Here is a 24,264-nt window from a genome sequence, read left to right on the forward strand (position 1 = left end):
TCACTCCTATTGATTTGTCGTTGCGGCGGTGGATTCCCTGATGATCAGTTCAGGATTGATTTTGACGTTCGATCCGCGTTTCATCGTGCCGTCCATCCGTTTCAGCAGCATATCCGCGGCAGCCAGGCCGATCCGGTCGGCAGGCTGGCGGACGGTCGTGAGATGAGGATGCAGCTGCGAAGATATTTGCTGATCGTCATAACCGACGACGGCAACCTGATCGGGCACGCGGATACCTTCTTCCATCAAAGCATTGACGACGCCAAGCGCAATGTTGTCGTCGCCCGCGAAGACGGCGGAAGGGAGCTGTCCTTCGCGAATCCATCTGCGGCACGTCTCGTAGCCAAAAGCGATTTCGAATTCGCCGGTAACCATTTCGAACGGCTGGATGCCTTTTTCCTCAAGCGCCTGCAGAAAGCCGCTGCGCCGTTCCTTCGTACTGCGGAACATTTCCTGTCCGCTCAGGTGCGCGATCCGGGTATGTCCGAGGTCAATCAGATGCTTCGCCGCATCGTAACCGCCTTTGTAGTTGTCGATCGTCACGGAAAAAGCGTCGTTTTCGGGCTTCTGGTTGTCGATCAGAACGTAAGGAATATTGCGGCGCTTCAGCTCCACGATATAGTTGTCCTCTTCCATCGGCGACAGCAGGATCAGGCCGTCGACGCGGTCTTCCTGAATCAGGTAATGGGCTTCGTCGGAGCCGATGCCCGTCGAGACCGAGACGGCAAGAAAATAGCCGTGTAGGGCAAGCACCTCGTTCAGCTCCTTGACGACGGCGTCGAAGAAGGAGTCCTGGAGCGTGGTGACGATCAAGCCGACGATCCCTGTTTTGCCCCGGGCGAGGCTGCGCGCCGCGGCGTTGGGGCGGTAGTCGAGCTCCTTGATCGCGTCAAGCACTTTTTGCCTGTTTTTCTCGCGCACCGATTCGGCGCCGTTTAATACCCTGGACACCGTCACAACCGACAATCCTGATTTTTTGGCAACATCAAATATACTAACCTTCATTGTTTTTATTCTCCTTGCGGCAGATTTTCCGTACATTTTATATCAGCTTAACATTAGTATACATGGACGAAAGGCCGCCGCGAAGCGAAATTAACAGATACCGTCCCGGTTCCGGGACGGCACTTCCTATTTATTTGCGTTTGATGATTTCCATGACCTTTTTCTGCACCGTCGGCATGACTTCTTCGACGGTTTTATGCCCCGTATCGAGCGGCTGCATCTCGTTGATGAACATGTCGTTGATTTGCGAATAGTTGGTGATCAGGTGGTTGTAGGATTCGAAGCCGTATTTCACCGCGCCTTCGTATACCTTTTTCACGTCCGCCGGATCGATCCCGTCAAAATGCTTGTAATAGGCTTCGGCGGCCTTCGTATTGACCGGAGGGTTGCCGCCGCTCAGTTCGATCGATTTTTCCTGGACTTCGTCGCTGACCAAATATTTGATCCACTCGAATGCTTCCTTCGGATGCTTGGAGCCTTTCAGGATAAACAGCGGATCGACGAACAGCACGCTGCGCACCTTGTCGTTCCCGCCTGCCGGCACGGCCGCGACGCCGACCTTGAACGGGAAGTCGTTTGAGCCTGCCAGGTTCCAGGAGCCGCCGATGCTCATCCCGAGCTTCCCGGTGACGAAGGCATCGCCGTTTTGCCCGGCGACGCTTTTGCTCCATTCGGTCGTCGGGGATACTTTGTCTTTAAAGATCAGACCGTACAGCTTGTTATAGGCCGCGATGACTTCCGGCGAGTCGAAACGGGTTTCGGACGGCACGCCGCCGTTGGTCCAGGTATCCTGGGAGTATGGCTCGACGCCGAAGTACAGCGGGCGCATGTCGCGTTCGGACCAGGTGAAATCGACGCCGTATTGCGTTTTGGCGATATCGTCGGAGACGTGGGTCAATTTTTTCGCGTCTTCCACCATTTTGTCGAACGTCCAGCTCTTATCTTCGTAATCGCTTGGCGGATAAGGCACGTTGGCTGCATCGAACATATCCTTGTTGTAGAGCATCAGCGTGACGTACATATTGACCGGAATGCCGTATACATGGTCCTTGATGGTGTAGATGTTCATGAGGTTTTCCGGGATGTTGTAGTCGGATGCCTTGAACCCGTCTTCTTTAATGATGTCGTTCATGTCGAGCAGCATGTCTTTGTTGTAGTATTCCGCGAACCCGCCGTAGCCGTAGTGGCTCGTCACGTCGGGCGATTTGCCGCCGGCGATCATCGTTTGCAGCTTGCTGTCGAACTGCTCGTAAGGGGCTTTTTCCACTTTGACCTTGATGTTCGGATGTTTGGCCTCAAAATCCGGAATCAGCTTTTCGATAAAGGTGCGGTCTTCCGAATCGATGGTGTAATGCGTAATGGTGACCTGACCGCCGGATGAAGCGGTTTTGCCGGTATCCCCATCGCCCGCGGGAGCGACGTCGACCGCCGATTTGCCGCCGCCGCAGCCGGACAGCATCAGAGCCAACAGCGTGGTGCTTGCCAGCAGAAGCGTAAACGTCTTTTTGATCCTTTTCCTTTTCATGAACGGTATCCCCCATCTATTCAAGAGTCGATGCCGCCCCTCTGGCGGCGGGGCCTTTACTTGATGCCTGTGAGCACGATTCCTTCCACGAACCGTTTCTGCGCGATGGCGAACAAGGTGACGATCGGCAGCATGGCGAGCACGGAGGCGACCATGAGCAGATGCCACGGCGGGATGCGGAAGCGCGACGAGGTGAAGGAAGACATGCCGACCGGAAGGGTGAACTTATCCGATGAGCTTAAGTAGAGCACGGGCGTCAAAAGATCGTTCCAGCTGTAAATGAAAGCGAAAATCGCAACGGTCGCAAGCGCCGGGCCCGAAAGCGGGAGGGCGATTTGCCGCCACATGCGCAGCTCGCTGCAGCCGTCGATGCGTCCCGCGTCGAACAGCTCTTCCGGCAGCGTGGAAAAAAATTGCCTGAGCAAAAAGATGTTGTACGCCGACCCGAAAAACGCGGGCACGATCAGCGGCAAAAACGTATCCAGCCAGTTCAGCTTGGAAAAGAGAATGAACTGCGGAATCATGATCGCCGGGTAAGGGAGCATCATCGTGCTGAGCATCAGCATGAACCACAGGTTGTTGCCCTTGCCCCGGTACCTCGCGAAGCCGTATGCCGCCAAAGCCGACGACAGCAGCGTGCCTACGACGGTCAATACGCCGATGATCAGGCTGTTCATGTACATCTGGCCGAAGTTCAGCGTTTCGAAAATTTCCTTATAGTTGCTCCACTGCCACGATTCCGGCAAAAAGCTCGGCGGAAACTTCAGCAGCTCCTTTTTCGATTTCAGCGAGGTGGAGACCATAAAGAACAGCGGCAAAAGCATCAGAAAGGTGGTGACGATCAGGGCGATGAAGCTGGCGATGCGCACCCCGTCGATTTTGCGCCTGGACCGGATCGGCGAAGACGGCGCTTGGGGGCCTGCAGCCGGGATCGTACTCATTTACGTCCGCCTCCTTCGTAATGAACGAATCGGTTCGAAAATTTCATGATCAGGGCCGTGAACATCATGACGACGATCAGCAGCACCCACGCCAGCGCGGAAGAGTATCCGGCCCGGTATTCCTTGAAGGCGCTGGTGTACAGATTGTACACGTAGAACCAGGTCGAGTAGTTTGGTCCCCCTTGGGTCATGACATACGCTTGGGTAAACACCTGGAACGAGTCGATGATTCCCATGATGAGCTGGAACAGCAGCACCGGCGAGATCATCGGAAGCGTCACGTTCAGGAAAATCCGGAAGCGTCCCGCGCCGTCAAGCTTGGCGGCTTCGACGAGACTGGCGGGCACGCCCTGCAGTCCCGCGAGGAACAAAATCATGCCGGAGCCCGCCGTCCAGAAGGACATGATCATCAGCGCGTACAGCGCGTAGTCGGGGCTCATGAGCCACGCCGGGCCTTTAATGCCGAACCAGGACAGCACGTAGTTGAACAGGCCGATCGAAGGATTGAAAATCCAGTACCACAGCAGCGACATCGCCACGCCGGAGACCATGCTCGGAAAATACATGGCGGTACGGAAAAAGCCCCGGAACGGTATTTTCCGGTTGAGCAGGAGCGCAAAGCCGAGTGCCAAAAGCAGCTGGATCGGCACGCTGATGAACGTATACCGCACCGTCACCACGACCGATTTCCAAAACAGATCGTTATGCAGCATCTCGGTGTAATTGGCGAGTCCGACAAATTTCGGCGGGTGGATGATGTCGTAATCCGTGAAGCTGTAATAAAGCGATGACAGAATCGGATACAAGGCGAACACCAGGAACCCGATCAGCCATGGAGAGATGAAAAGGTACATGTACAAGGTCTGCCGCCGGCTTTCGCGGTGAGTCACGGAAACACCAACCTTTCTTTTGAATTAAAATTATAACGCTTTAACTTTTGGGATAAACTTTACTTGATCGTGTTAGGTTTTATACGGGTAGTACACTGCAAAAGTTAAAGTGCTTTAATTTTTGATGCGGCCCGATGACCTTATCATAGAGGATGGTTTTCCAATTATCAACACTTTTTTTGCTGCCGCTGTAAGCGCTGCCTTCGGCGCTGCGGGCAGGTTTTGTCCACGCATGCTCCAAAAGGCCGCAGCGGCGCGATTTTTCATGGTTTTTCCAAGCAACCGTTTTCCTGAAAATTGTTAGAATGAAATTTGGATGAAAGGAATGTAATCTCATGAAAAGTGTGCTAACATACCATTGTTTTCATTTATTTTACTTTTAGGAAGCAAGGTGATTTCTGACTTATGACCGCACATTCGATGGATTTACAAGAACGGTCAGAATCCACACGTCTCAGCCTTGTGCGTTTAACCTGGCCCATCTTTCTGGAACTGTTTTTGTTCATGCTGATGGGGACCGTGGATACGTTTATGCTCAGTTCGGTTTCGGATGACGCCGTATCCGGGGTAGGGGCAGCCAACCAGATCATGTCGATCGCCATTTTGGTGCTCGAAGTGATCGGAACCGGGGCCTCCATCGTCGTCGCCCAATATTTGGGGTCCAGGAAAAAGCTTGAAGCCGCGCAGGTCACGGGAAACGCGCTGACGCTGAACCTTGCGGTCGGGCTGATCCTGAGCGTCGTGTTTATCGCGTTCGGAGGTTTCATGCTGCGGCTGCTCAACGTGCAAGGGGATATATTTGAATATGCGCACTCGTATATGAGAATCGTCGGGGGCGGGATTTTCCTGCAGGCGCTGATCAATGCGCTGGCCGCTACGATTCGCACGCACGGCTTTACGAAAGAAACGATGGTCGTTTCGTTTTTGATGAACCTCATCCATGTCGGCGGCAACTACGTGCTGATATTCGGGCACTTCGGTTTTCCCGCGCTGGGCGTGGAAGGGGCCGCGATATCGACGGTATTCAGCCGGTTCATTTGTTTCGGCATGTTTTTGTGGCTGCTGTACCGGATCATGGAGGTACGGGTCGAGTGGCGGTTTTACGTCCGCTTATCCAGGGACTACGTCCGCAAAATTCTCGGCATCGGCATTCCCTCCGCGTTTGAAAGCATCGTCTACCAGAGCTGCCAGCTCGTTTTTACGATGTACGCGACTTACCTGGGGGCGGAAGCGATGGCAACGCGTCAGTACGCCAACAACATTTCGATGTACATTTATTTGTTCAGCATGGCGATCGGCATGGGGACGGCCATCATCGTCGGCCATTACGTCGGTTCGCGCCGCAACCAGGACGCCTACGCGCGCGTGTTTCAAAGCGTCAAATGGGCGCTGGCCGCGACCGTGGTCATCGATCTTGTCGTGATCGCGTTCCGCACCCCGCTGATGAGCCTGTTCACCGACAACCTGGCCATCATCCGCATGGGGGCCCAGGTCATCCTTCTCAGCATCGTGCTGGAGACGGGGCGGACGGTGAACATCGTCATCATCAACTCGCTCCGCGCGTCCGGCGACGCCCGGTTCCCGGTATACATGGGGCTGATTTCGATGGTCTGCATGTCGCTGCCGCTCGGTTATTTCCTGGTGTTCCGCCTGCATCTCGGCCTGGCCGGCGTGTGGCTGGCGATTGCGGCCGACGAGTGGACGCGCGCCGTCATCATGTTTTTCCGCTGGAAAAGCCGGGCCTGGGAGCGGCATGCGCTCGTACCGCCCGCGGAGCAGGAACCGGCGCCTGCGGCGACGCCGACGACGGGGTAACGGGGAATACGGACGACCGGAAGATGGTTTGCTTTCCCGGGTTGCGGAAACCGAACCTTCAGTATATAATGTATATAAAATAGTTACAGTTAGACGGCAGGAAATCCTGCCTTTCTTTTTGGATTATTCTGTGTATAAAAAAGTATCAGTTAGTCGAACCTAAGCGTACCACTTTGAGGAGGATGACAAATGAAAGTTGAAGTATGGTCCGATTTTGCCTGCCCGTTCTGCTACATCGGAAAACGCCGTTTCGAAGCGGCGTTGGAAGGCTTCGAGCATAAAAACGAAGTGGAAGTGGTGTTCCGCAGCTTCGAGCTTGATCCAAGCGCGCCGCGCGATAACGACAAAGACATGCACGCGATTTTGGCGTCCAAGTACGGCATGAGCTACGAACGCGCCAAAGAGATGAACGACAACATGACCGAGCAGGCGAAAACGGTGGGGCTGACGTACCGTTTCGATACGATGAAGCCTACCAATATGCTGGATGCGCATCGCTTGACGCATTGGGCGGGCGAGTTCGGCAAACGTTACGAAATGACGGAGCGGCTCTTCAAAGCTTACTTTACGGATTCGGAGCATCTGGGAGACCGCGGGGTGCTTGCGCGCCTGGCCGGCGAGATCGGACTGGACACGAAGGCGGCGGCCGACATGCTCGAAAGCGAAGCCTATAAAACGGAAGTCCGCGAGGATGAGGACCAAGCGTCGAAGCTCGGCATCACCGGCGTGCCGTTTTTCGTCGTGAACCAAAAATACGGCATTTCCGGCGCCCAGCCCGAGGAAGTGTTCGCGAACGCGCTGAACGAAATATGGAAGGAAGACCACCCGCTGAAGATGGTGGGCGGTTCCGACGATTTGGCGTGCCAAGACGGTTCCTGCGCGCTGCCGACGGACGACAAATAATAGGGTTAAGAAAATAGAAAAGGAAGCGGATCCCGCATGCTTCAGCGAAGCTGCCGGCCCGTCTTCCTTTTTTTGCATGCGAAAATACGGTTCAATGGATCGTTTTGGTCATCGCTTTGATCAGCTCGAAGCCGATGTCGTCGACGTGGTTTTTTCGCGGACGCAGAATGGAAAACGGCCCCAGCGCCAAGCTGCCGTTGTTCGCCAGCACGATCACCGCCATATTTTTCTCTTTATGGAAACCGATAAAGCTGCTCGATCCGTACGTGCCGCCGTTATGCCAATGCACGCTGTCGTGGTAAACGCCGGTTCGGATCATCCAGCCCATGCCGGCTTCGCCGCCGCGGCCGAGCCGGTGTCTCGGCTTCTGGGTTTCCTTCATGGCCGCCGTCACGGATGCGGCTCCCATGCCGACGTTGGCTTTGACGAACTGCAGCAGATCCCGGACCGTGGTCCGCAGCCCGCCTGCCCCCGCCAAGACGCCAAGATCCCAGTGGGGGACGGATTTGCCATTGGCCGTATATACGGGCAGGAGCCTCTGCTGCTGATCCGATTGGAGACGGAATGCCGTATCTTCCATAAACAGAGGCACGCATATTTCTTCGCGAACAAGCTCCTCGAGGCTTTGGCCCGTGCAGCGGGCCAGAATGTATCCGAGAAGCCCTACCCCCAGATTGGAATATTCGAATTTTCCCGGAGCCTGCGGTTTGCAGGCCAGCAAATCTTGGAGCAGATGTTCTTCAGCGTAGTGCTCGTAAGGATTCAGTTTGTTTCTGATGACGGCTTTCAAGCCCGCGGGCAGCCGGGGAAGTCCGGAAGTATGCGTTCCCAGCTGTTCCAGGGTGATGCGGCTGACCTCATGGTTCGAGGCGCATTCAGGTATGTATGTTCCGACGGTGTCTGCCAAGCCGAGCTTGCCGCGCCGTTCCAGAATGAACAGAAGCGTATTCGTAAAAGCCTTGGTTAGGGATCCGGCTTCGTATATGGCGGAAGCATAATCGAAGCCCGGGGATTGCCCGTGCCCCCAGCAGTACTGGTTGCCTTGTTCCAAAATGCCGATCGTGACGGTCAGCGGGGACCTTTTGCCAAAATGTTTTCGGACCAGCTCCTCGGCCAGCCTTGCGATGGGATGGTCGGTTGTGATCATCGTTGGCACCTCCATATCAATATAGACGTTAATTTGGATGGATAGTTGCCTGAAGCTTGGCTTTTCTGCCGTTTTCAGCACGTAAAAATCGACGGTCAAAATTCGACGGATTCGCCCCATTTTTCGAAAAAAAAACCGAAAAACATTCAAAAAACCTAATATTCGACGGCCGGATGGCCGATATGTGAGGTATGATGTGTTTATGTCAATACAGAATTGGAGGGAATTAACATTGCAGAAGATGCTTCGGAAGATGCTTGTCATGATGCTTGTGCTCGTATTGTGCGTGGCATATTCAGGGGTCGGCATGGCTGCGAACACCGCTGCCGATTTGACCAAGCTGGTTCTATCGAAATCCCAGATTACGCTGGAGATCGGCGATTCGGCATCCGTGACGGCGACGGGCGTTTATAAGGACAATTCAACCGAAAATGTGACGATAAAAGCAAATTGGAGCAGTAAAAACAACGCGGTGGCCACCGTTTATAACGGCACGATTACCGCGGTAGGGGAAGGCACCTCGACGATTTCGGTCGTTTACGGCAGCGAAACCGAATCGGTGCAGGTCAACGTGACGAAAAAGGTCAAGGCGCTCACGAAAGACGTGCAGAAGCTTGATCTGAAAATGGGCGACAGCCCAACCATCCATCTGACGGCAACCTATACGGACAATTCCACGGACACGGATGCTTCGAACAAAGCGGACTGGACCGTGGACGACAGCAGCGTAGTTTCGGTCGTGAACGGCAAGGTGACGCCGATCGGTCCGGGCAAAGCGACCATTACGGCCACTTACGGCAGACAATCGGCGACCATTCCGGTCAGCGTGGAAGTGGTCAAACGCTTGGACCCAAGCACAACGCAGGTATCGATGCTGCTGAGCGAAAACAAACCGGTTCAAATTAAGCTGCAGGCTACATATCCCGACGGCAACGTGAAGAACGACGTGTCCGCGCAAGCCGAGTGGTCCACCAGCAACGCGGAGGTAGCGGACGTCATTAAGGGCGAAATTACCGCTTACGGCCCGGGAACGGCGACCATTACGGCCAAATACGGCACGCAGACCGCGACCATCCAAGTGGACGTCGACAAGGCGATCCGTTTGCAGGCAAGCGAGCAGAACATCTTCCTGCATGCCAAGGAGTCGCTGCCGGCTCCGATCAAGCTGGAGGCCGTGTATCCGGACAAAGGCGCGGTAGACGTGACAAAAGATGCAACGTGGACTTCCAGCAACGAGCAAGTGGTATTCGTGAAACAGGGCGCGGTGACGGCCAATTCGCCGGGCACGGCGGTCATTACGGCCAAATACGGGGATAAAAGCGTGACGATCAACGTCGACGTCGACGTTCCCCGCCATCTTGATATGGTGGAGGACGTGGCTTTGAGTTTGAACGGGAACAAAACGTATCAGATTGAGTTGAATGCAACATACGCCAACGGCGAGACCAAACCGGTGCATGACAAAGCGCAGTGGAAATCCAGCAAGGAAGATGTCGTTTATGTCTCGAACGGGTATTTGACTGCCTATAAAAAAGGCGAAGCCGACATCACGGCGACTTATGGTGGCGTGAGCGTGAAAACCCATGTTGCGGTGGACATGCCTTTGAAAACCGAGCTTTCCTCGAAAAAAGTTTCCTTGAAGGTAAACGGAACGTACCAGGCAAGCATCGTGCTGGATTACGGCGCAAGCCAACCAGCGGAACAGGTAACGGATAAAGCCGAATGGAGCTCCAGCAAGGAAGACATTGCCAAGGTGGACGAAAACGGCGTCGTGACGGGCGTTGGAACGGGCACGGCGACGATTACCGCCAAATACGAAGGAAAAACGTATACGCTGACCGTTGAGGTAGGACTCGTCAGCGAATTGACCTCTCTGCAAAGCCTGATCATCCTGTCCGCCGGCGATAAGAAGAAAATCGATTTGACGGCCGTGGACGATCCGGAATCGCCGGATGGCTTGAACAAGAGAGCAACCTGGAAGTCGAGCAGCCCTACGGTAGCCAGCGTGGACAGCGAGGGCGTGTTGACGGGCTTGAAGAGCGGGAAAGCGACGATTACGGCGGAATACGGCGGCAAGAAGGCCACCGTACAGGTTGAAGTCGACGTCATTTCCAAAATCGATGCCAGCGCTGATTTCCTCTTCTTGAAAACAGCCGGCAGCGCGAAGGACCAAACCGCAAACGTGGCCGTAACGGTAACGTTCAGCGACGGTTCCGTCAAGGACGTCAGCAGCAAAGCGGAATGGAAAACCTCGAACTATAAAGTGGCTACCGTCGTAAACGGCAAAGTAACGGCGGTCGGCAGCGGCAAAACGACGATTACGGCCAAATACGCCAATAAAACCGTCCGCATTCCTGTGGAAGTGGACGTCCTGAAATATTTGCAAACGAACGAAGTGAGCCTGAACATGAGCGTTGGCCAAACCTTCAATCTGACCGCAACCGCCACGTACAGCGACGGAAGCGAATCGGACGTATCGAAGCCTGCGCTCTGGAAGTCCTCGCGGATCCTAACCGCAACGGTAAAGGACGGCGTGGTGAAGGCGACGGGCAAAGGGAAAGCCACGATTACCGTTTCGTTCGGCGGCAAGTCGACGAAAGTGGTCGTCAATGTAAAATAAATAAACGGCATTAAAATTTAATGCAATGTACTGATTCATGCGAGGTGACCGCTGCGGTTACGGGTCGTTTTTCCGACCGCTGCCGCTTCTTCAGAGCGATTCCGTCCCCTCGGCTTACTCTCGCTATATTCAAATTCTTGAGTTTCATTTTAATACTCAAACGGGCGGCGCAAGAAATCATCTTGCGCCGCCCGTTCTTTTATTCCACGCGTTCCACGTCAAACACCGGGACATTGATCGGCTGATTCAGCGGATCTCCGCCGGGGATGACGTCTTCGAATTGATTGAACATTCCGACGACGGTCAGGCTCGTTCCCTCGTTAAACATGTAATCGCCGCGCAGCTTGATGTAAGAAGCCCCCACCTGCGCCAGCGCCTGGCCTTCTCCGCCGTAGACGATATAGCAGGCGAAGCTTACTTTTTCGTTCGGATGCGCAAGCAGATCGGCTCCGTCGATGTCGGTGTAATCCTTTTGGAAGCCCGCGAACTGGTAGCTGTCCCCTTGCCGCGTATAGACCGCGTCTTGCGAGGCGGACGCACTTCCGTCTTCGCCGACGCCCGCCGGGTTCGTCACAAGCAGCGAACGGTCGGGCTGCACCGCGTAACCGTCGGCTTCGAAGAAAAACAACGGCGTCATTTGGCTGCCGTGAACTTCGTATGCCGCATACAGCGCTTTTCGCGAGGCGGATTCGCCTTCGACGAGAAGGACCGGCGCCGTTTTCGTGCTGAGCGATTCTTCGATCGTAACGTTCCGGATGGCAACGTCGCCCGGAAATTCGCGTGTGCTCGCCGCCTGCACCGTCTCGTCCGCATTCATGATCGCAAAATAAATCGCGTTGCCGTCATCCGAACCGATGGCATAAGCGCTGCCGCCAAACCGGCTGCCTCCGCCGCCGACATGGCTGAAATTGGCCGTCTGGCCGACGAGCTGCAGCAGACGGAGCGGGTCATGGGCGGTCCAGGCCAGCCTTGCCTTTTTCACCTCATCCGATGTGTCCCGGTAGGCGGATAACGCTTCATAAAGGGCAATCGCCCCTTCGTAATCGTTGTTTTTGATTTTCCGCTGCGCCGAGGTCAGCCATTTTCGGATTTGCCGATCGATTTCCTTCAGCAGGCTGGACTTGATTCCGGCGCTTTGGACGTAAGACTCGTAGGTTTTGGCGTGAAGCGCGTAATTGGCCGGCTGGTCTCCGTCCACATCCTTTTTCAGAATCATCCGGGAGAGCTCTTCCGTTTTGCTTTTGACCCATGGCGCCTGGATCTTCCGCCCTTCATACTGATCCATCAGCGTTTGCGAATAATCCAGCAGCTGGGCGAATTTTCCGCTTCCGGCGAGCCGGGACATCAGCTTTTCGTCGAAATCTTTGAATTTGGCGCCAAGCTGCTTGTTTTTTTCGTCTGCTCCGCCGTAAAACGCTTCGGGAATCGCCTGCAGGTTCCACTTTGCGCCGGCTTCGTCCGTGAGCCCTTGATTCAGCTGCTGCTCCAGCTGGCCGTAAAACAAGCCCTTGAACTCTTTGAAATAACGCGTGATATCGTCCGAAATGCCGTAGCCCGCCGAAATTTTGGGGTAAACGGCCGCAAACCGTTTGTCCGCGTTCATGAACTTGTTCCGCGCGTCCTGGAATTCGCCGTAAACCTGAAGAAAGCCGGTAAAATCCTGGCTGGAACCCGCGCGTTCCACGCGCCCGTCCAGGCGGGCAAGCATTGCTTTCATCTCCGTAACCGGCGCGAGCTCGTTCAGGCGCTTTTGGATCAACGCTTCTTTGTAATGAAAGGATCGGTTGTTTGCCGCCTTCCGGTACCACTCCTCCGCTTGTATGAGGTTGTTTTCCCGATAGTAGCGCTCCGCCTCGTCGACCCATGCCATTTTGCGCTTGATGTCGATCCCTTTGAACGCGATCAGGACCAGCATGGCGATGCAAAGCAAGATGAGAATATGCCTCAAGGTCAGCACTTGTTTTATTTTCATTTGTGGACGGCCCCCCAAGCTCCCTCTTATCTTCTCCTAATTCATATTCGCAACGAATAGAATGCAGCATGTTTTGAACGAACGTCACATGTCAAATGATTCGTGACGAAAAATGATTCATTCATTGGTTTATGGCATAAAAAGTTAATTCAAGTAACAATAAACCCGAAAACGGCCCGCTCCGAAAAAGAGAGGGCCGTTTCGCGTATCCCTTATGGAGGCGGCGTTTTGCGGACGAATCCGAAAATTGCGCAGGGTTTGCGGCGGTTTTATCGTCATATAATAACGGCCCCTTTAATAGAATTTGGACACATGCCCTAATCCCAGTTCTGGAATTCGGGGTCCCAACGGTACTTTTCGTTATAGAGGGCCGACACCTCGTTGCGAAGGCCGTTCCACGTTTGATCGGGATGGCGCCGTACCAGCCGGTATAAGCGAAGAAACCGGTCTTTCGGAAGATGGCGGACGTAACGAAGAATGAAATCCGGGTATGCATCCACGTATGTTTTCATTCGGACGGCCGCGCCGGCGACAAGCGCCATGATTCGGACGCCGTTCTTCATATCGAGGATTTCGCGTTCGTACCGCAGCACGTACCGGATGGCTTTATGTTTGATCAGTTCGCGTTTGATTTTGGCCAGCTCGCCGATGTATTCCGCCAGGGCGGGTTCGAAATCGCTGATCATCAGCGGTTCGAGCGTCAGATCCATGTCTTTGCGGAGCGCAAACGACTGAAGGAGCATGATTTGCTGCAAGCGGATCCGGTCATTATGTACGATCGTCGCCATTTCCCGCAAAATTTCGTAGCCGAGCTGCTCATCGTCTTTAATGGCGGCCGAAGCCGTCGTCAAATTCGTATAAATGCCTTCGATGATCCGGCGTTCGCTGCTTCGCAGCAGCTTTTCGAGCTGCCTCCGGGTTTCGGGTTCGATCATTTTCCGCTGAAACCACCAAAGCAGGCCCGTCAGCAGGATGCCGCCCGCCAGGCAGAGGATGATCTGCAGAATCGTTTGGCTGAACAGCACGGCCGCAAGGGTGATGAGCAGGGCGATCAGACGCTCGTTTTGCATGGAACGTTTGGCTTGGATGCGAGCCTGCTGCATGACCGGAATCAGCGCTTCCCGGCCGCAATTCGCGCATCGGTCTTCCCATAGCACCGTAAAAAAACGGCAATGTTTGCAAATTCTTAACTTTTCGTAGGCATATCTCGTCTTATGATAAGGGCGTAGGATCAGCGGCTTTTTCTTGGCCATCATGCGCGATCCCCCCGCGGGTTGGCGATTTCCAGGAGCGTTTCATCGATATCCTCGGGCGTAGGAGCTTTCTTTTGTCGATGGAAGTACACGGCGATTTTGATGACGATAAAAAGAAACAAAATGCCGAGGCATCCGTATGCAATCATAATCCGCACTCCTTTCGGGGTTCAAAAACGATGAGTTCAATCGTTCGCGGGACTTAAGTCCTATACGCAGCGCAGCGGCTGCTCTCATTGAACTTTGCCGGCTTTAATTATATCATATTATAAAAGTATTGGGAGTTTTTAGTCGCCTTATGGCGGTTCCGCTGCTAGATTTGGAAATCCGGGGATTTCGTTTTTTACGTAATTTTATCGTTTCTTAAGCATTTTTTAAGACTTTTTTCCTAAAGTAGAAGGAAGGCTGAAGAAATCCCACAATTCACTAGAGAAGGAGTATCGAAAGTCTATGCTTCATAAAAATAAAATAGCACTCTGTCTTCTGCTGGTAGGTTTGCTGGTCATGCTGCCGGTTTGGAGCCCCGGGGTTTCGGCCGCCGCACCGCAGCCGTCTTCCCATATCGACGCGGTGCTGGTCCTCGACGCAAGCAACTCGATGAAAACAAGCGATCCGAACGAGGTCAGCGGCGAAGCGATGAAGATGTTCATCGACATGCTCCAGGCGCAAGGGGACAAGGTGGGGATCGTCTCCTATACCGACAAAATCCAACGGGAAAAAGCGCTGCTTACGATCCAATCGGATGCCGACAAAAACGACTTGAAGCAATTCATCGACCAAATCGACCGCGGCGCCTATACGGATATATCCGTCGGGGTGAAGGAAGCGGTCAAGGTGCTGAAGCAGGGCGCCGATCCGGGCCATGAGCCGATGATCGTCGTGCTGGCGGACGGCAACAACGCGCTCGACCCGAAATCGGGCCGCACGCAGGCGCAGTCCGACCAGGAGCTGAACCAATCGGTGCAGGAGGCCAAGGCCGGGGGCATCCCGATTTATACGATCGGCCTCAATGCGGACGGCAAGCTGAACAAAGACGCGCTTTCCAAGCTCTCGGACCAGACCGGGGGCAAGTCTTTTTCGACCAGTTCGGCCGACGATCTGCCGCAGATTTTGAGCGAAATTTTTGCCAGCCACCAAAAGCTGAAAATCGTGCCGGTCAGTTCGATCACGGCAAACGGCAGCTATCAGGAAGTCGTCGTCAACGTGCCGAACGCGAACGTGCTGGAAGCCAACATTTCGCTGATGTCCGGCAAGCCGGTGGACGTCCAATTATCCGATCCGTCGGGGAAAGACGTGCCGGTACCGTCGGCAAACGTGCAGCGCTCCACATCGAAGACGTATTCCCTGATCAAGCTCCTCAAACCGGAGCAGGGCGATTGGAAGCTGCGGGTCAAGGGCGTTCCCAAGGATAAAATCGACATCAATCTGATTTTCAACTACGATCTTGAGCTGGCCATGGAGCCGCTGAAATCGACAGCCGTCAAAAAAGGCGATACGGTCGACATCAACGCCTACCTCGTCAGCAACGGACAAAAGCTGAACAATAACGGGCTTTATAAGGACATGACCGCCAAACTTCTTGTCAAGGATCTCGATACCGGGGATACGAAAGAGGTGGAGCTTGCCAATCAAGGCGACCATTTCGAAGGCTCCTACAAGGTGGAGGCGAAACATCAATACGAACTGAAGGTTCGCGCCGAGGACAAAAGCTTTTACCGGGAATCGAAGCCGGTGACCATCAGCGCCAAAGCCGCCGGCGCCGGAAGCGGATCGGCCCCGAGCGCGGACAAGGAAGACAAGAAACCATTTCCGGTGTGGCCCGTAGTGATAGGCATCGCCGTCCTGGCCGCGCTGGCCGCTGCCGCCTACTTCGTCATGGGCGCGGTCCGGAAAGCGAATAAAGGATTTGTCGGGCAGATGGTCGTGGAGATCCGCGACGAAAACACCGGCGAAAAAACGTATCCGCAATACAAAAAGCTGACCGCCTTCAAAGGCAAGTTCAACTTGCATCAGCTGCTCCAGCTTGCGCCGGAGCTGAAGGAAACGGAAAAGCTCGTATTCACACCGGGCAAAAACGACCGGCTCATGCTCAAAAACGGCTCCGCCTGCACCGTCGAAAAATCGGGGCGCGCGGTGAACGCTGCGCAGGGAACCGAGCTGAAAAGCGGCGACCGCCTCAGCATATCGCTGCCGCAGGTGGATAAGACGATTTTGATCGAATATTTGGTGTGACGCTGAACGATTGAAACGGACGCAAGTGAAAATATACGAACCTTGAGAAGCACTCAGGAGGGGAAAAGATGAAACCGGTAGTTAGAGAACACATCCAGCAGCTTGACGTATCGCTTGGCGGAGGAATCGTCAGCGAGAAGATCCGGGTCGATACAATCGACAATCCGATTCTCATTATTGGCCTTGGAGGCACGGGGATCGACGCGCTATTGCGCCTGAAATACCAGATCAACCGCCGCTTCAAGCTGCCGGAGGATCCGCTGTCCAAGAAAAAAATGGAGAAGCCGTCCAACGTGGAATTCCTGGCTTTCGAAACGAACGAACAGGACCGGAACAAACGCTATAAAGGAGTGGGACTCGATTCGATCAACGAATTCGTCCTGCTTTCCAACGCCGAAATCGGCGGGCTGCTGCAGAACCGCAGCATTTTGGAGCCGTACATCACGGATTGGCTGTCCCCGGAGCTCAGCATCACCGACGGCATGAACGGCGCTGCCGGCGTGCGCCAGGCGGGACGCCTGCTGTTGTTCACGAAAATCAACCAGGTGGTTCAAGCCATCGACAAAAAGATCAAAACGCTCTCCGTCGGCACCAGCAAAAAGCTGATGGTGTTCCTGCTCACGGGCCTTTCCGGCGGAACGGGCAGCGGCTGCTTCCTGGACATCGCCTACATCGTGCGGGGCATTATCGAACGCGATTACGGCTCCGCGGGGATCGACCGCGTCAACACGCTTGGTTACCTGTTTACGCCGGACGTGAACCTGTCGAACAAAAGCCTGAGCGAACATACGCGCGAATACATCAAGAAAAACGGCTACGCCGCCTTAAAGGAGCTCGACTACTGGATGAACGTCGACGCCCGCGGCGAACGCTTCAAGCAGCAGTATGGCAACATTTTGACCGTCAACTCGCCGCTGCCGCCGTTTAACCTGTGCCATCTCATTTCCGCGACGAACACCGAAGGCAAGCTGCTGGAAAACGCGTACGATTACTGCATGAACGTTACCGCCGAGAACATCACGAACTTCATGGCCAGCGAAGAAAAGCAATCCGGCGAAGAATTCGCGATCCACGACTACATCAGCAACATCCGGACCAACATCGCGCAGATGAACAAGATGTATCCGGCCAACTACGATTACAACATTATCGGCGCATCGTCCGCGGTGCTGCCGATCGAGGAAATGACGACATACCTGGCGTACCGCCTCTTCGGCAAAATGGAATCGATGTTCGAAAAGGCGCCAAGCCAGGAGGACGTGGAGAAGTTCGCGCGCAAGCTGGGCATCGACCTCGACACGATGGTCAAAACGTTCGAATCCCGCGTGCCCGAGCCGCTGCCGGGTTACCAGAACAGCGAACGCCTGAGCTATACGAACGTCGTGAAAAACCAGGTCATCAACATGGATACCGAGCTGGAGCAGACGTTCCTGGCCCGTGCCCGCGAAGAATACATCAAAGCGAAAAAACAGCTGCCCGGCGAAATCGTGCAGCAGTTCAGCGACCAAGTGCGCCGTATCTTCCTGCATCCGCAGCAAGGTCCGTTTTACGTATCGCGCCTGCTGTACACGGAGAAGGGATTCTGCCTCCTGAAGATGCTGCTGTCCTACATCGAGACGCTGCGGGAGAACTTGACCCGCATTCCGCGCGACATCGAGGCGGCCAGGGAGCAGGCGAACGAACGGCTGGGCGATGCGAAAAGCGCTTTTGTCTCCAAGGAGAAAAAGAAAAACGTCTACATCGAAGCGAAAATCAATGAATATTGGCTGATGGCGGACGTGGAGCGCACGGAGCAGATGATCGAGTTTTACGAAGATCTGTACGATCTTTTGAATCAGGAAAACAACCGCATTTATAACGTATATACCGAAATTTTGAACGCTTTGAACGCCATCTTCGCCAAAAACGGGGACATCCTCCTGAACGGCGAGGAACAGCTGGATCATAAAGGCAACAAAACGTATTACTGGAATATCGTCAGCGTGCCGGACATCTCCAAGGTCATCAACCGGATGATGGAGCAGAAGGACGTCGAGGATCTGATCCGCGATTTCACCCAAGAGCTGCTGGAGCATTCCGACCGGTGGATCAAAGAGCAGGAAATCGATATCGTCAGCTCCATTTCCGACTTCCTGACCGAAAAATTCGGGGATCTGATCACGAAGTCGATGGAGGATTTCCTGGTGATGAAGTTCGGGCAGGAGGAATCCATCGAGAAATTCGTCGAGCGTAAAATCGCCAGCAAGCTGGACGAGGAGGCCGTGCCGGTTTTCCATTTGAGCAACAGCGCGGGCAACTTGTATTTCCCTTCCTGGGGCTTCGTGTCGGTGCCGGTGCAGGCGCCGAGCATCCTGAAAGGAATCCGCAACTACCAGAGCAACTCGATCGGCAAATCGAATTTCACGGTGAAGGAAAGCGAAGTGAAAAACCGGATTTTCTGGCTGAACACGAAAAACGGCGTGCCGCTGTTCGTGTATACTCCGCTGAAGGTATACGAGGAAAGCTACGAACGCACCATCCTCGACAAAGAGGGCATCGGTCGCCATCTGGTGCAAACCGACCGCGCCAACTGGACGTACCTGCCGTCCCCGATCCCGGAAAAATCATGGGGCGAAACCTACGTCAATCCGCGGGTTCAAAGCTATAACGCCCGCGTCCGGGCGGAATTCGACCGGGCTCTTGCATACAAAATCATCGTGGAAAAAGGCGTCGACCAAAACACGAGCAACCGCTACGCAGTGGTTCATACGAAGCCGTTTGATCTGGATCAGCTCCTGCGCGCTTACGACATGCAGCTTGGCGCGGCCAAGCCGAATCTCGGCGAAGTGAAACGTGCCGCCACCGAACTGAAACGGCTGCTTGAAGACGGGCTGGAGCAGGAGAACGTCAAGGATATTTTCGGCAGCATCAACGAAGAGCTGGCGAAGGAGAACCTGATCCGCTCGCCGGAGCAGATTGCGCGCGTTCGGGCGGAATTGGCGAAATATGAGGCGATTCAATCCAAGCTGAAAGAACTGGAGGCCGTCATCAACAAAAACCAGAACGAGGAAAAATGGCTCGACCAGTTTATCGAAGCGATGTATACCGGCACGATCTGCAAAAAAGGGGCGCTGTACGTCTATGACCGCGATCCGGAAGAGGAAGCGTGGGAGCCGTTCGCGAACCTGATGAAAAGCGTCAATTATGTGGAATACGAGGTTTACAAGCATTTCCGCGGGCTGGATGAGCGAAGCCGGAGCACGCTGCTGCGCAAATCCTCCCGCCGCGATCAAGAGCTGACGGCTTCCGAGGACATTTCAGGGCTGCTCGTCAAGCTGGATGATCTGTTCGGGGTATTCCTCGACGCCCGCGAGCGTCTGGAATACGAGAAGGTGGAGCTGGCCGACGGGGAAGAACGCTATCAGTTCTACAAGCAGGTCGCTTCCAAATTAAACGATATCCGCAGAAGGTTGAAATCATGATGGAGCGGGTATTGGAACGGTTCGCCGCAGGTTATGCCGCCGATCAGGATAAGCTGTCGGGCAAAGGGGATGACCAGAGCAGCATCCACTACCCGGCCGTGTTTCTGTTCATTGGGGATAAATCGGCCGAGGCCATCGAGCCGATGATGCGCATCAATCATAAAAAATGGGATAACAGCGCCGGCGTCATGTATTTTCATGTCGGAACAGGCCGCGCGCCGGAAGGGCCGCATTCGGGACACGCAAGCCGGTCCGCGACCGGGAATCCGGGGGCGGCCTCTCCGGCCTCGGGAAAAACCGAAATTTCCAGCGGTGCCGAGCTGCGGGTCAGCCGGTTTACGATCGACGCCGGACCTGCCGGACAGGATCCCAAAACGCTCCGCAAAGAGCTGTACCGTTCCTTTTACCGGGACGAGGAGCAGCTGTACGCCCTGAACCGGGCGCTGCGGCAGCTAAGCTACAACATAGCGGACTACGGGCGGCTGTATTCGTCATTCGACCGCATTCATCTTTCTGTTATTACGCGGGTCGACGACCCGCTTAATGTGTTCATACCGGAAGTTTCCCTGCTGGCGCAGTCCATCTTCGCCCAGTCCTTCAAGTCGGTGCAGATGGATTTGTACGTCCTGATCAGCGAGCGGGACCAGATGGAATCGTTCGGGTACGGCAGCTCGGCCGGGGTGGCTTTTCTCCGGGAACTGGAAGTGATGCAGAGCCCCGACTACAGCTTTTCGGCAAAGCTGCACGTGACGGAGGACGGCCTGTCCATCCCGGTCACGCACCGGCCCGCCCCGCTGTTTGATCTCGTCTACGTGCTTTCGGACAAAAACGAGCGCGGCATTACCGCCGCCCACGGCATGCAGGATAACTACGAAATCATTTGCCATGTCAGCCTGCTCAAAAACCGGAAGCAAAAGGAAAGCCATTTTGACATGAATACCGGAGGGTATAACAACACCTCCTTCAAAAACAACGTCATGACCGAATCCGGTCGTCAGGGATACGTTTCGGCAGGTTTTTCCCGCGTTAAACGGCCCAACGAGTCGATTGCGCTGGCCGTGCTGTACCATTTTTACGGCGGTTTGCTCAGCCGGATGAAAAACGTGCCGGAATGGGGCTTCAAAGAAAAAATGTCCTTTTTCGGCCTCCACCCGGCGGCCATATCGGAGCAAGCGGAAAGAATCGTCCCGGACGGCGGCAAAATCGCCGAGATGACCGGCATGATGACGCACCCGGTCAGCTACGGCTCGCTAAAGCGCATGACCCTCCGCGATGCGGAGGAGGCGTTATTCGGCGGCGGCTGCGAGGCTTATTTCCAGAGCAACTACGTGCAGGAGACCGAGCTGCGCTTAAAGCAGCTTCAAGCCGGCGAAGGGCTGGGGGAACGGATTCGCCGCCGTTTGCGCGAGCAGTCGGCCGTAGGGATTTTCGGGATCGCGTTATGGACGGATGAAAAAAACGGCGGCAGCGTGCTGGAGGCGGTACGGAGCCGCATCCGCGATTTGTCGGGGCATCTGGAAGCCGAAAAAGCGGAGCTTGCAAGGTATTATGAAGAGCGGGTCGAAAACCAGCCGTTCCCGAAACGGCCGCTGATGGAGAAGCATAACGTCCGCAGCTTCATCCGTTTTTTCTTCGAGACGGTGTACCGGCGGAAGCTGGAGCTGCTGCGGATCGAGACCGAGCTGAAGCTGTATCGGCGTTATGAAACGGAATTGGCCCGAATCCACGCGGAATATAAGCAAAAGGCGCTGGAGCTTACGGAGGTCGAGGAGACGCTGCTGCATGCGGCCCGCGCAAGCATTCGGGAAGCCGACGATTATATCGGCCAGAACGTCATGGAATATTACGGCGTGGTCACCGAAGAACTGATGCGCGAGCTGGAGTCGCGGCGCGGCGAGGGCGTTTTTTTCGAGGAGCGGTATATGGGAAGTTTCGCCGAGCTTTTGGATGAAGGCAGGGAACGGATGTTGATGCGGCTGATCGATGTGTGCAGAAGAGAGCTGTTGGAATCGGAAGCGTTCGATCAGACCTTCGAAGAGGAGCTTTTGAACCGGGCGAACGTAACGGCGGAGTATGGCAACCGGCAGGTCCTTTCGAAGGAAGAGCTGTTCAAAAGGCTGTACCGGACGTTGGAGGAGCATGCCGTCATCAATCTGCGCCTGCTCGAATACACGCAAGAGCACCGCTACGAGGAAAAATACTTTTTCGGGGATGCGGAAAGCGAATTTATCCGGTATGCGGCCGCAGCCGACGAGACCTCCCGGATCTACAAGCTGGGCGTCGTGCATGAGAAACGCAGCAGCGGCGTCGAGAAATTGAACCTGATGGGCGGATTTCACCTTGAGGATCTGATGTATTACCGCAACGGCAAAGTTTATTACGAAACCTATGTTCAGAACGGCTACGAATTCCATGGGATCGACGCCGAACGGCTGCCGGAGCTGAAATAGCCCCGTTTTCAATCGGTCGCCGAACTTTCGTTTGGCCTTAAAGGAAAGGAAGATGGATATGCAGCGAAAATTGAATCTGCTCCTGCTGCTGTTCAGCCTGCTTGGCGGTGCCGTCGGCTACATCATCGCGGAGATCATGCTGAATACGTGGGGAAAAGACTGGCCCCGGATCGTGGCGATCGGACTCTATTTCGGCGTGCTTGCCTTATGTATCGGGCTGGGCTGCCTGATTGCCGAAGTCATGTCGCCGCGGCTGAACGGCCCCTCCTGGAAGCAGCGTTATGCGGGGACGTCGTGGAAGCTGCTGGTGCCGGCCACGCTTGTGATGATATTCGTCCTGGCGCTGGCGCTCGAATTCGTGTACGAGATCAACGGCGGGGGAACGAAGCCGGTGAAGGACATCGCGCTGGTAATCGACAACTCGGGCAGCATGACGCAGACGGACCCGGACAACGAACGATACGCCGCCGCCAAAAACATGATCGACCGGATGGACGGCGGCAACAGGGTCGCGGTGCTGGTGTTTAACGATCAGACGACGCTGCTGCAGCCGTTTGCGAAAATGAAAAACCAGGCTGCCAAGGACGAAGTGACGGCGAAAATCGACGCGCTGGAAGCGACGGACGGCGGCACGGACATCGGCCTGGCTTTGTCGGATGCGATGAAGCAGATCGAGGATGAAGGCAATGCAGGGCGGGGGACGATGGTCGTCCTCCTTTCCGACGGCGCGAGCGAGGTAGACTTGAATGCGGCCCTTGCCCCTTATAAGCAAAAGCAAGTCCAAGTGAACACGATCGGGCTGAGACTGATGGACCCGCAAGGTTCCGATCTGCTGAAGGCGATCGCGCAGGAAACGGGCGGACAGTATTACGACGTGCAAAATGCCGGCGATTTGTCGCCGGTGTTCCAAAAAATATACCGGGATGCAGGCGACCGCACGCTGCTCACCGAGCGGACCGGACCGCAGGAGAACAGCACCTTTTACTTGATCGCCCGCGTGGTTTTCCTCGCATTGATCGGCGCCGGCATCGGCATTGCGCTCGGGCTGATCTTCGATAACCGTTATCTCGCCCGCAGCTTTGGCGCCGGAGGCACGGTTTCCGGGCTGCTGGCCGGATTGCTGCTGGAATTCGGATTGACGGGCGAAGATTGGAAAGACAGCATCATCCGGCTTTTGGCCTGCCTCGTGCTCGCCGGCGTACTTGCGGTATTTACAGCGATCGTGCCGGTCAAAGAGAACGGAAAGATCGAAGCGGGCCTGCAGCGTCCGGGTTTGGCCGGGCGTTCGCGGGGCGGATTTGCGGACCGGACCAAAAACAACGGTAGCAGAGGATTTTAAACGGGAGGAGAAAACGGGATGAGGTTCATCGATGCGGATATCAGCTCCATGCTCATTCGCGGCGTGACCCATCAGCTGGATGGAGACCGCTGCACGCTCCGCTGGCGTTGGCCGGAGGATATCAAGGCGGTCTATATCGAGCGCAGCATGGCGGGGGAAGAGCCGATGCCGGATGCCCGCCGGCCGAACATGAGCAGGCTGAAGCTGTATACCCGGAACGAATATAAAGCCGCCAACGGCTATCACGACCGGATCGACGGCGTCGGCAAGGTCGTCTATACGATTTATGCCGCCACCGAAACGGAGGAGGGCCCGGCGCTGATCCGCCAGCATGACGGCCAGAACCGGAAGGAATTCAGCACGGGCAAAGCAAAGGTGTGGTTTTCCATCCGCCACAAGGGCGGTTGGCTGCAAAAATACAAGTCGGTGCAAATCAAGGTAACCACCGAGATTCCGATCCCGAAAGAAGCGCTTTGTTACGTCAAAAAGGCCGGCGGATATCCGGCGAATAAAGACGACGGCACGCTGTACCCTTTCGTGGCGGACTTCGAGGCCGGCGTAAACGTACTGCCGGTGATCGAAGTCGGCAAAAACGATTACGTGCGGCTGTTTTTCACCGACGGGAAGAAATATGGGCAGATGTATGAGTTGGTGCCGGAAGTTTAAATTTCCCTCGGTTTGGCCTCTGTTGAAATCGTGATTATCTAGGGT

Annotated in this window: 16 protein-coding genes; 8 read left to right on the plus strand and 8 right to left on the minus strand. The window is 55.0% G+C overall.

Annotation, left to right across the window (positions count from 1 at the left end; translation table 11 throughout):
• Window positions 1-6 precede the first annotated feature (6 nt).
• The 4 genes from MKY58_RS00925 to MKY58_RS00940 form a co-directional block, all read right to left on the minus strand.
• Window positions 7-1,005 (minus strand): LacI family DNA-binding transcriptional regulator, encoded by a 999-nt coding sequence (locus MKY58_RS00925; RefSeq protein ID WP_339323063.1) that lies wholly within the window; start codon window positions 1,003-1,005, stop codon window positions 7-9.
• 130 nt (window positions 1,006-1,135) lie between these two features.
• Window positions 1,136-2,530, minus strand: coding sequence for a sugar ABC transporter substrate-binding protein (locus MKY58_RS00930; RefSeq protein WP_339323064.1), 1,395 nt, complete (start codon window positions 2,528-2,530; stop codon window positions 1,136-1,138).
• 56 nt (window positions 2,531-2,586) lie between these two features.
• Complete coding sequence (locus tag MKY58_RS00935) at window positions 2,587-3,471, minus strand: carbohydrate ABC transporter permease (protein WP_339323065.1); 885 nt, start codon at window positions 3,469-3,471, stop codon at window positions 2,587-2,589.
• On the minus strand, window positions 3,468-4,361 hold the full coding sequence (locus tag MKY58_RS00940) for a sugar ABC transporter permease (protein WP_339323066.1): 894 nt from the start codon (window positions 4,359-4,361) through the stop codon (window positions 3,468-3,470). The genes MKY58_RS00935 and MKY58_RS00940 overlap by 4 nt, the downstream gene beginning before the upstream one ends.
• 420 nt (window positions 4,362-4,781) lie before the next feature.
• Between MKY58_RS00940 and MKY58_RS00945 the strand changes: the two genes are divergently transcribed.
• Both MKY58_RS00945 and MKY58_RS00950 read left to right on the plus strand, forming a co-directional pair.
• Window positions 4,782-6,176, plus strand: coding sequence for an MATE family efflux transporter (locus tag MKY58_RS00945; RefSeq protein WP_331480296.1), 1,395 nt, complete (start codon window positions 4,782-4,784; stop codon window positions 6,174-6,176).
• A gap of 189 nt (window positions 6,177-6,365) precedes the next feature.
• Complete coding sequence (locus MKY58_RS00950) at window positions 6,366-7,079, plus strand: DsbA family oxidoreductase (protein ID WP_339323067.1); 714 nt, start codon at window positions 6,366-6,368, stop codon at window positions 7,077-7,079.
• 91 nt (window positions 7,080-7,170) lie between these two features.
• Here MKY58_RS00950 and MKY58_RS00955 read toward each other — a convergent pair whose 3' ends face one another.
• Window positions 7,171-8,226 (minus strand): serine hydrolase, encoded by a 1,056-nt coding sequence (locus MKY58_RS00955; protein WP_339323068.1) that lies wholly within the window; start codon window positions 8,224-8,226, stop codon window positions 7,171-7,173.
• Window positions 8,227-8,467: 241 nt separating this feature from the next.
• On the opposite strand from MKY58_RS00955, the gene MKY58_RS00960 reads away from it, so the two are divergent.
• The gene (locus tag MKY58_RS00960; RefSeq protein WP_339325008.1) at window positions 8,468-10,846 is read left to right on the plus strand and encodes an Ig-like domain-containing protein; all 2,379 of its coding nucleotides are present in this window, start codon (window positions 8,468-8,470) and stop codon (window positions 10,844-10,846) included.
• Window positions 10,847-11,045: 199 nt separating this feature from the next.
• On the opposite strand, the gene MKY58_RS00965 is transcribed toward MKY58_RS00960, so the two are convergent.
• The 3 genes from MKY58_RS00965 to MKY58_RS00975 all read right to left on the minus strand — a co-directional run bounded on the left by MKY58_RS00965 (window position 11,046) and on the right by MKY58_RS00975 (window position 14,220).
• Window positions 11,046-12,818: a hypothetical protein gene (locus MKY58_RS00965; RefSeq protein ID WP_339323069.1), complete on the minus strand. Its 1,773-nt coding sequence runs from the start codon at window positions 12,816-12,818 to the stop codon at window positions 11,046-11,048.
• 317 nt (window positions 12,819-13,135) lie between these two features.
• The gene (locus tag MKY58_RS00970) at window positions 13,136-14,074 is read right to left on the minus strand and encodes a hypothetical protein (protein ID WP_339323070.1); all 939 of its coding nucleotides are present in this window, start codon (window positions 14,072-14,074) and stop codon (window positions 13,136-13,138) included.
• A complete protein-coding gene (locus tag MKY58_RS00975) occupies window positions 14,071-14,220 on the minus strand; it encodes a hypothetical protein (protein ID WP_197069951.1) in 150 nt (49 codons plus the stop codon). The genes MKY58_RS00970 and MKY58_RS00975 overlap by 4 nt, the downstream gene beginning before the upstream one ends.
• A 301-nt stretch (window positions 14,221-14,521) precedes the next feature.
• Here MKY58_RS00975 and MKY58_RS00980 point away from each other — a divergent pair, with 301 nt between their 5' ends.
• The 5 genes from MKY58_RS00980 to MKY58_RS01000 all read left to right on the plus strand — a co-directional run bounded on the left by MKY58_RS00980 (window position 14,522) and on the right by MKY58_RS01000 (window position 24,219).
• Window positions 14,522-16,303, plus strand: a complete 1,782-nt coding sequence (locus tag MKY58_RS00980; RefSeq protein ID WP_339323071.1) for a vWA domain-containing protein — start codon at window positions 14,522-14,524, stop codon at window positions 16,301-16,303.
• Between the two features lie 68 nt (window positions 16,304-16,371).
• A complete protein-coding gene (locus MKY58_RS00985; RefSeq protein ID WP_339323072.1) occupies window positions 16,372-19,764 on the plus strand; it encodes a tubulin-like doman-containing protein in 3,393 nt (1,130 codons plus the stop codon).
• Window positions 19,764-22,214 carry a transcription initiation factor TFIID gene (locus MKY58_RS00990; protein WP_339325009.1) on the plus strand — a complete coding sequence of 817 codons (2,451 nt, stop codon included), beginning with the start codon at window positions 19,764-19,766 and terminating at the stop codon, window positions 22,212-22,214. The genes MKY58_RS00985 and MKY58_RS00990 overlap by 1 nt, the downstream gene beginning before the upstream one ends.
• A gap of 58 nt (window positions 22,215-22,272) precedes the next feature.
• Window positions 22,273-23,553: a vWA domain-containing protein gene (locus MKY58_RS00995; protein WP_339323073.1), complete on the plus strand. Its 1,281-nt coding sequence runs from the start codon at window positions 22,273-22,275 to the stop codon at window positions 23,551-23,553.
• An 18-nt stretch (window positions 23,554-23,571) separates the two neighbouring features.
• Window positions 23,572-24,219 (plus strand): beta-mannanase, encoded by a 648-nt coding sequence (locus MKY58_RS01000; RefSeq protein ID WP_339323074.1) that lies wholly within the window; start codon window positions 23,572-23,574, stop codon window positions 24,217-24,219.
• Window positions 24,220-24,264: the final 45 nt, after the last annotated feature.

Origin of the sequence: Paenibacillus sp. FSL W8-0194, from assembly GCF_037969745.1 — a bacterium.
GTDB classification, from domain to species: domain Bacteria; phylum Bacillota; class Bacilli; order Paenibacillales; family Paenibacillaceae; genus Paenibacillus_AQ; species Paenibacillus_AQ cookii.